5 protein-coding genes are annotated in these 8,620 nt (G+C 77.1%); all 5 read left to right on the top strand.

Annotated elements, in window-relative coordinates; genetic code table 11:
- Positions 1-223: 223 nt before the first annotated feature.
- The 5 genes from ACFW1I_RS26005 to ACFW1I_RS25985 all read left to right on the top strand — a co-directional run bounded on the left by ACFW1I_RS26005 (position 224) and on the right by ACFW1I_RS25985 (position 8,190).
- On the top strand, positions 224-607 hold the full coding sequence (locus ACFW1I_RS26005; RefSeq protein ID WP_384674308.1) for a hypothetical protein: 384 nt from the start codon (positions 224-226) through the stop codon (positions 605-607).
- A 74-nt stretch (positions 608-681) separates the two neighbouring features.
- A complete protein-coding gene (locus ACFW1I_RS26000) occupies positions 682-1,872 on the top strand; it encodes an MFS transporter (protein ID WP_384674294.1) in 1,191 nt (396 codons plus the stop codon).
- 93 nt (positions 1,873-1,965) lie between these two features.
- Positions 1,966-4,134 carry a SpoIIE family protein phosphatase gene (locus ACFW1I_RS25995; RefSeq protein WP_384674292.1) on the top strand — a complete coding sequence of 723 codons (2,169 nt, stop codon included), beginning with the start codon at positions 1,966-1,968 and terminating at the stop codon, positions 4,132-4,134.
- Positions 4,131-6,914, top strand: a complete 2,784-nt coding sequence (locus ACFW1I_RS25990; RefSeq protein ID WP_384674290.1) for a SpoIIE family protein phosphatase — start codon at positions 4,131-4,133, stop codon at positions 6,912-6,914. Before ACFW1I_RS25995 ends, ACFW1I_RS25990 begins: the two co-directional genes overlap by 4 nt.
- 25 nt (positions 6,915-6,939) lie before the next feature.
- Positions 6,940-8,190 carry an amidohydrolase gene (locus tag ACFW1I_RS25985; RefSeq protein WP_384674287.1) on the top strand — a complete coding sequence of 417 codons (1,251 nt, stop codon included), beginning with the start codon at positions 6,940-6,942 and terminating at the stop codon, positions 8,188-8,190.
- The last annotated feature ends 430 nt before the right edge of the window (positions 8,191-8,620 follow it).

Genomic DNA, 8,620 nt, shown 5'->3' with positions numbered 1-8,620 from the left:
CCGGGGGCCCGGGGCCGGGCGGGGGGGGGGGGGGTGGCGATCAGGTGCTGGGGGGGGGCGCTCTGGTCCGGCCGGGGGGGCCTTGTTGGCCCCCCGCGGGCCCCCGCGCGATATGCAGGGTCACGCCCTCGCGCTCGAACACGGCGCGGGGGCTCGAACTGTCGAACTCGCTCCGCGGAGGACCGTCGTGCGTCGCCTGCCCCGTTCGCTGTCCGGCTGGACCATGGCGGTCTTCGGCCTCCTCGCCGCCGCCCTCGGGGTGGTGGGCCTGGTCGCCCCGAGCGCCCTGCTCACGGTGATGGGCTTCGAGCCGGTGCCCGACGGGGCGCGGGCGGAGGGCGACCACACGCTGGTCTTCCTCACCGCCTCCTCGATGGCCGCGCTCAACATGGGCGTCTACTACGTGCTCGCCGCGCTCGCCGACTGGCGGGCGTTCTTCCGCTGGACGGTCCCCTTCCGGCTGCTGACCTGCGCGGTCTTCACCCTCGCGGTCTTCACGGAGCGGGCCCCGTCCGGTTTCCTCGGGGTGGGCCTGTGGGAGGGGCTCGGCGCGGTGGTCACCGGGGCGGCGCTCCGGTACGAGGGGCGGTCCGCGCACCGCGAATAGGCGCCCCGAAGAGGCGCCCTGAATAGGGCAGGTGCCCGATCCCCCGGGGGCACCTCAGACGCCACGCTCCGTCCATGCGCTGGTATCTGACAGGTGTGGTCGTGTCCGGGTTCGGGACGACGGCGATGTGGCTGGTCTCCGGGATCTGGGTCAAGTCGCTGACGGGGTCGGACGGTCTCGCGGCCCTCACCGCCTTCGCCCTCTGGGCCCCGGCCCTGCTCGGGCCGCTGCTCGGCACGCTCGCGGACCGGGTGCGCCGCCGTCCGCTGCTGATCTCCCTCGACCTCGCGATGGCCGCCGTCCTCCCGCTGCTCCTCTGGGTGACCTCGGCCGACCGGGTCTGGCTGCTCTTCGCCGTCCTCGTGCTGTACGGGGCGCAGGGCGCCGTCCACGACGCCGCCGAGCAGGCGCTGCTCGCGACCGGCGTCGACAAGGAGCGGCTCGGCTCGGTCAACGGCTGGCGCATGACGGCCGGCGAGTCCATGAAGCTGGTCGCCCCGCTGGCCGCGGCGGGGCTCTTCGCCCGGTACGGGGGCGGTCCGGTCGCCCTCCTGGACGCGGCCACCTTCGTCCTGGCCGCCGCCGCCTTCGCCGCGATGCGGGTCCGGGAGGAGCGTCCCGCGCCCGCCGCCCCGCGCGACCGGGGCGCCTGGCGGCGGGAGACCGCCGAGGGCATGCGGCTGCTCGCCGCCTCGCCGGTGCTGCGCCCGCTGGTCGCCACCGGGGCGTTCACGATGCTGCTCGCCGGGGTGAACGGGGCGGCGGTGTACGCGGTGGTGGACCAGGGGCTCGGCCGGCCGCCCGCGTACGCCGGGGTGCTGTACGCGGTGCAGGGCGCCGGTTCGGTCCTCGCGGGCCTGACCACCGGGCCGCTGCTGCGCCGGGTGCCGGAGCGGCTGCTCGCCGCCGCCGGGCTCGCGCTCTTCGCGGCGGCTGCCGGACTGCGGGCGCTGCCCTTCGACGCGACGGCGCTGGCGGCGAGCGCGGTGATCGGGGTGGGCCTGCCGTGGGTGCTGGTGGCGGCGATGACGGGGGTGCAGAAGGAGGCCCCGGCGGAGGCGGCGGGACGGATCGCGGCGACCGCGAACACGGTCCTGTTCGTGCCGAACGCGGTGGCGCTGGCCCTGGGCGCGGCCCTGGTCACGGCGGTGGACGTCCGGCTGCTGCTGCCGGTGCTCGCGGTGGCGGGCCTGGCCTGGGCGGCGGTCACGGCGGCCGGCGCCCCGGCACGCGCGCGTGCCGGGGCAGGCGCCGGGTCCTCGTAGCGCCCGGCTCCTGGTCGGCCCCCTTCGTGGTGCGTCGCCGCGAGGGGCCGGGGAGCATGGAAGGGGCGGCGGGCTCGGCGGGAGGAGGGCAGGGTGACGGCCGGTTCCTTCCCGGAGACGGGCACGGGGACGGAGGAGGGTCGCGGCGGCGTGCCCGGCGGCCCCGGTGGTCCGGGTCCGGGTCCGGGCGGCGGCGCGGCCGGGCCTCCCGGCGGCCCGGTGGCCGGGACGTCCGTCGACGCGCGGGGACTGCTCGACGTGCTCGGGGTGGCCGCCGTGGTGGTGGACTCGGCCGGCCGGATCGTGCTGTGGAGCCCGCAGGCGGAGACGCTCTTCGGCTACCGGGCCGACGAGGCCCTCGGCCGGTACGTGGCCCGGCTGATCGTCGGCGAGGAGCACCGGGCCGAGGCGATGCGGCTGTTCGGCGAGGTGCTGGGCCGCGGCACCACCTGGGCGGGCACCTTCCCCGTACGGCACAAGGACGGAACGACCCGCGAGGTCGAGTTCCGGAACATGCGGCTCACCGACGACCTGGGCGACCTGTACGCGCTCGGCATCTGCGCGGACCGGACCGCCGTGGCCCGGGTGGAGACCGAGCTGGCCCTCTCCGACCGGCTGGTCGACCAGTCCCCGATCGGCCTCGCGGTCCTCGACACCGAGCTGCGGTACGCCCTGGTCAATCCGGCGCTCGAACGGTTCAACGGGCTGTCGGCCGACCAGCACCTGGGCCGGCGCCCCTCCGAGGTGCTGCCGGGCGTCAACGCGGCGCCGCTGGAGGAGGCGGCCCGGCGGGTGCTGGAGACCGGGACGCCGCTCCTCGACGTCCAGGCGCTGGGCGCGACCCCGTCCGACCCGGGCGGCGGCGAGCACGCCTGGTCGGTGTCGTTCTACCGGCTGGAGGCGGCCGGGGGCCGGGTCCTCGGGGTGGCGGCCTGGGTGGTCGACGTGACCGAGCGGTACCGGGCGGACGCGGCGGCCGACCGGTCCCGGCGGCGGCTGGCGCTGATCGCGGACGCCTCGGCCCGGGTCGGCACCACCCTGGAGGTCGAGCGGACCGCCGACGAGCTGGCGTCCGTGGTGGTGCCCGCGCTCGCCGACGTGGCGGCCGTCGACGTCCTCGACTCGGTGCTCTCGCTGCGCCGGCCGGGCGCCCCCGAGCAGGGCCCGGCGCTCTTCCGGGCGCTCGCGGTGAAGGCCGGGCACGAGACGGAGGCGCTGGCGGCGGCCGACCCGCCCGGCTCGGTGGCGCTGTACGGCGCCGACCGGCTGGTGACCCGGTGCGTGCACACCGGGCGGCCGGTCCTGGTGACCCGGGTCTCGGAGGCGGACCTGCCGCGGATCGCGCGCGGCCCCGAGGCGGCCGAGCTGCTGGCGCGGGCCGGGGTGCACTCGTACCTGGCGGTCCCGCTGATCGCGCGCGGCGAGGTGCTGGGGGCGCTCGACCTCAAGCGGGACCGGCACAACCCGCTGCCGTTCGACGCCGACGACGTGCTGCTCGCCCTGGAGCTGGCCGCCCGGGCGGCGGTGAGCATCGACAACGCCCGCTGGTACCAGAGCGTGCGGAACTCGGCGGTGACCCTCCAGCGCAGTCTGCTGCCCGGCGACCCGCCCGAGCGCCCCGGCCTGGAGGCCGCCGCCCGCTACCAGCCCGCCCAGGAGTCCGTCGAGGTCGGCGGCGACTGGTACGACGTGATCGCGCTGCCCGACGAGAAGACGGCCCTGGTCGTGGGGGACGTGATGGGCAGCGGCATCGACGCGGCGGCGACCATGGGTCGGCTGCGGACCGCCACCCGCGCCTTCGCGGACCTGGACCTCTCCCCCACCCAGGTGCTGCGGCACCTGGACCGGATCACGGTCGGCCTGGAGCACTCGATCGCCACCTGCCTCTTCGCGGTGTACGAGCCCCGCCGGGGCCGCTGCCGGATCGCCAACGCCGGCCATCTGCCGCCGGTGCGGCTCCCGGCCGACGGCCCGGCCGAGCTGGTCGGGCTCTCCACCGGGGTGCCGCTCGGCGTCGGCGGCGGCGCCTTCCGCACCGCGCGGGTGCCCTTCCTGCCCGGCGACCGGCTGGTGCTCTACACCGACGGGCTGATCGAAACCCGGGACACCGCCATCGACGAGCGGCTCGCGCTGCTCGTCACCCTGGTCGAGGCCACCCGGGAGCTGTCCCTGGAGGAGAGCTGCGACCTGCTGCTGCGGGAGCTGCGCCGCCCCGGCGCCCAGGACGACGTGGCCCTGCTCATCGCCCGGAGCACGGGATGACGGCCCGCCGCGACGGGCCGGCGTCGGGGCGCGGCTCCGGGCTGCGCAGCCTCGCCGGACAGGTCCTCGCCCTGGAGGCGCTGATCGCGCTCCTGGTGATCGTGGCGGCCGTGCTCGTCACCTTCCAGCAGGCCCGGCAGGACGTGCTGCGGGACGCCCGGGTGCGGTCGCTCGCGGTGGCGGAGGCGTTCGCGAAGGCGCCCGGCGTGGACGACGCGCTGACCGCGCCGGACCCGACGGCCGCGCTCCAGGCGCGGGCGGAGCAGACCCGGGTGGCGACCGGGGTGGACTTCGTCGCGGTGCTGGCCCCGGACGGGACGCGATACACGGACGCGGAGCTCGGGCTGATCGGCCAGAAGGCGACCGGGGACCTGTCCCGGGCGGTGGTGGACGGCGAGTCGTACACGGAGACCTTCCGCGGAGCGCCGAACGACGCGGTGCGGGCCGTGGTGCCGGTGGTGGACGACCGGGGCCGGATCGTCGGCATGGTGACGAGCGGCATCGAGGTGCAGTCGATCAGCGAGGCGGTGCAGGGCCGGCTGGTGGTGCTGCTCGCCGCGGGCGGCGGGGCGCTGCTGCTCGCGGTGGGCGGGGCGGCACTGGTGTCGCGGCGGCTGCGGCGGCAGACGCACGGCCTGGGCCCGGCCGAGATGACCCGGATGAAGGAGCACCACGAGGCGGTGCTGCACGCGGTCCGCGAGGGGGTGCTGATCGTCGGCGCGGACAAGCGGCTGCTGCTCGCCAACGACGAGGCGCGGCGGCTGCTCGCGCTGCCGCCGGACGCCGAGCGGCGGCCGGTCGCGGAGCTCGGGCTCGATCCCCGTACGGTCGAGCTCCTGGAGTCCGGGCGGACCGCGACGGACGAGGTGCACCGGGCGGGCGACCGGCTCCTCGCGGTGAGCGTGCGGCCGACCGTCCCGGACGGGCCCGACTCGGGCAGCGTGATGACGATGCGGGACACCACCGAGCTGGCCGCGCTGTCCGGGCGGGCGGCGGTGGCGCGGGGCCGGCTCCAGCTGCTGTACGAGGCGGGGGTGCGGATCGGGACGACCCTGGAGGTGGTCCGGACGGCGGAGGAGCTGGCCGAGGTGGCGGTGCCGCGGTTCGCGGACTTCGCGACCGTGGAGCTGCTCGAACCGGTGCTGCGGGGCGAGGAGCCGCCGCAGGACGCGACGCTGGCGGAGATGCGGCGGACGGCGCTGACCGGGGTGCGGACGGACCAGCCGCTCCAGCCGGTCGGCGAGGTGATCCGCTTCCACGTGCCGAGCACGCCGATGTCGACGGCGCTGGCCGGCGGGCACGCGGTGGTGCAGGCGGAGCTGGCGGCGGCGGACGGCTGGCGGGCGCAGGACCCGGAGGGGGCGGCGCGGGCACTGGCGTACGGGATGCACTCGCTGCTGACGGTGCCGCTGCTGGCCCGGGGCGTGGTGCTGGGGATGGCGAACTTCTGGCGGGCGGACACGCCGGAGCCGTTCGGGGAGGAGGACCTGGAGTTCGCGGAGGAGCTGGCGGCGCGGGCGGCGGTGGCGATCGACAACGCCCGCCGGTTCACCCGGGAGCACACGATGGCGGTGACGCTCCAGCGGAGCCTGCTGCCCCGGGTGCTGCCCGAGCAGGACGCGGTGGAGGTGGCGTACCGCTATCTGCCGGCGAAGGCCGGGGTCGGCGGCGACTGGTTCGACGTGATCCCGCTGCCGGGGGCGCGGGTGGCGCTGGTGGTGGGCGACGTGGTGGGGCACGGGCTGCACGCGGCGGCGACGATGGGCCGGCTGCGGACGGCGGTGCACAACTTCTCGACGCTGGACGTGCCGCCGGACGAGATCCTGGGGCACCTGGACGAGCTCACCGGGCGGATCGACGAGGAGGCGGAGCCGGCGGCCGCGGCGGGCGACGGCGGCCGGGGGCGGCGGGAGGAGACCATCACGGGCGCGACCTGCCTGTACGCGATCTACGATCCGGCGTCCGGAGTGTGCACGGTGGCGAGCGCCGGGCATCCGGGGCCCGCGGTGGTCGGCGCGGACGGGCGGGTGGAGTTCCCGCCGCTGGCGCCGGGGCTGCCGCTGGGGCTGGGGCTCGGGGACGTGCCGTTCGAGTCGACGGAGCTGCGGCTGCCGGAGGGCAGCAAGCTGGTGCTGTTCACGGACGGGCTCCTGGAGGACCACGGGCGGGACGTGGGGACCGGGCTGCGGCTGCTGCGCAGGACGCTGGAACGGCCGGAGCGGAGTCCCGAGCAGACCTGCGCGGACGTGCTGGCGAACCTGCTGTCGCCGGCGCCGCGGGACGACATCGCGCTGCTGGTGGCGCGGACCCGGCGGCTGCCGGCCGACCGGATCGCCGAGTGGGAGGTGGCCCGGGACCCGGCGGCGGTGTCGCCGGTGCGGAACGCGGCGGCGGCCAAGCTCGGCGAGTGGGGGCTCGACGAGCGGGTCTTCGCGGTGGAGCTGATCCTGAGCGAGCTGGTCACCAACGCGGTGCGGTACGGGGCGGACCCGGTGCGGGTGCGGCTGCTGTACGACCGGCGGCTGGTGTGCGAGGTGTCGGACGGCAGCAGCACCTCGCCGCACCTGCGGCACGCGGCGGAGACCGACGAGGGCGGGCGGGGGCTGTATCTGGTGGCGCGGTTCGCGGAGCGCTGGGGGACCCGGTACGGGCGGCGGGGGAAGACGATCTGGGCGGAGCTGCGGGTGGGGCCGGACGGCGGGGACGGCGATCCCGAGGCGGCGGGTCCGGCGCCGGAGGCGGCGCTCGACCTGGACGCGCTGGAGAAGCTGGCCTGGTGACGGCCGGTCCCGATCACCGGCCCACATGGTATACCAAAAGGGTTCCCGTCAGACTCCGAAGGAGACCTCCGTGAGCCCCACGCCCCGCACCGCGACCCTCTTCCACGACGTCCGGCCCCTCGGCGGGCCCGCCGGCGACCTGATCGCCGTCGACGGGGTGCTCGTCGCCGAGCTGCCCGAGGGCGTGGCCGTGGAGCGGGTCGACGGCGGCGGCCGGCTCGCCCTGCCGACCCTGGTCGACGCGCACATCCACCCGGACAAGACCTCCTGGGGCGAGCCCTGGTACCGCCGCCGCCCCGCCGCGGGCATCGCCGACCACGTGGCCGGGGACGTCGACCTGGCCCGCGCGCTGCCCACCCCGGTGGGCGAGCGGGCGCTGCGCCTGATGTCCCACGCGGCGACCCGGGGCACCCGCGCGATGCGGGCCCACGCGGACGTGGCCCCGGCCTACGGACTGGCCGCGGTCGAGGGCGTCGCGGAGGCCGCCGCGCGGCTGGCCGGGATCGTCGACGTCGAGCTGGTCGCCTTCCCGCAGCACGGCGTGGTCCGCGAGCCGGGCGCGGCGGAGCTGCTGGCGGAGGCCGCGGCGAGCGGTCTGGTCAGCCATGTGGGCGGCATCGACCCGACCGGCTTCGACGCCTCAGGCGGCGCGGAGGGCGACCAGCTGGGCCTGGTCTTCGGGCTGGCCGAGAAGCACGGCCTGGGCCTCGACATCCATCTGCACGACCGGGGCGAGCCGGGTCTCGCGGTGATCCGGGACATCGCCGCCCGCACCCGCGCGGCCGGCCTCCACGGCAAGGTGGCGGTGGCGCACGCCTTCGCCGTCGCGGGCCTCGCCGACCGGGAGCTGGACGACATGGCCGATCTGCTGGCGGATTCCGGGGTGGCGCTGACCACGGTCGCCCTGGGCGAGACGACGGTCCTGCCGTTCCGCCGGCTCGCCGAGCGCGGGGTGACGGTCGGCCTCGGCTCGGACGGCGTCCGCGACAGCTGGAGCCCGTACGGCGACGCCGACATGCTGCACCGCGCCTGGCTGGCCGGCTGGGCCCTGGACGCCCGGCTCGACGAGGAGCTGGAGGCGTGCTTCGGGATCGCCGCCCACGGCGGCGCGGCGCTGATGGGCCTGCCCGACGCCGATCTGCGCCCGGGCTCCCCGGCCGACTTCATGCTGGTCGAGGGCGAGTGCCTGCCGCAGGTCGTGGTGGACCTGCCGAGCCGGGACCTGGTGGTCCGGGCGGGCCGGGTGGTGGCCAGGGACGGACGCCTGGTCGGCTAGCCGAGCCGCGCCAGGGCGGCGCGGACCCCCGCCAGGCCGCCGTCGGAGGCCAGGCCCGTGTGGTGGAGCCGTCGGCGAGGGGACGGAGGACGTGCGCCGGGTCGGTGCCGGCGGCGGCGCAGGCGTACGGGGCGGGGTCGGCACGCAGCAGGACGCCGCGAAGCTCCTCGCCGCGCGGGGACTCCCGCCGGAGGGCAGCCCCGACGACCTCATACCCGGGCGGCGGCTTCACCGCGGACGCCCCCGGTGGCCGCACGCGCCGACGGTGTGATCCGGCGCCGCCTGGGACAGGCGGCCGTCCGCGGGGCCGGCCCGTGGTACGGGGGTGCCGGCCGGGCCCCGGTCGACCGCGCGCGCCGGGCCCCCCCGCCCCCCCCCCCCGACGCGGCCGGTGTCCTTTAAAAAAAAGTACCAGCCCAACTAAATGCCT

Origin of the sequence: Streptomyces sp. NPDC058955, from assembly GCF_042741435.1 — a bacterium.
Taxonomy (GTDB): Bacteria; Actinomycetota; Actinomycetes; order Streptomycetales; family Streptomycetaceae; genus Streptomyces.
This window is presented reverse-complemented; position numbering and strand designations above follow the sequence as displayed.

Bases quoted from the DNA above. Each gene is read 5' to 3' on its own strand.
- ACFW1I_RS25990 (WP_384674290.1), top strand. From the start codon at position 4,131: ATGACGGCCCGCCGCGACGGGCCGGCGTCGGGGCGCGGCTCCGGGCTG.
- ACFW1I_RS26005 (WP_384674308.1), top strand. From the start codon at position 224: ATGGCGGTCTTCGGCCTCCTCGCCGCCGCCCTCGGGGTGGTGGGCCTG.
- ACFW1I_RS25985 (WP_384674287.1), top strand. From the start codon at position 6,940: ATGGTATACCAAAAGGGTTCCCGTCAGACTCCGAAGGAGACCTCCGTG.
- ACFW1I_RS26000 (WP_384674294.1), top strand. From the start codon at position 682: ATGCGCTGGTATCTGACAGGTGTGGTCGTGTCCGGGTTCGGGACGACG.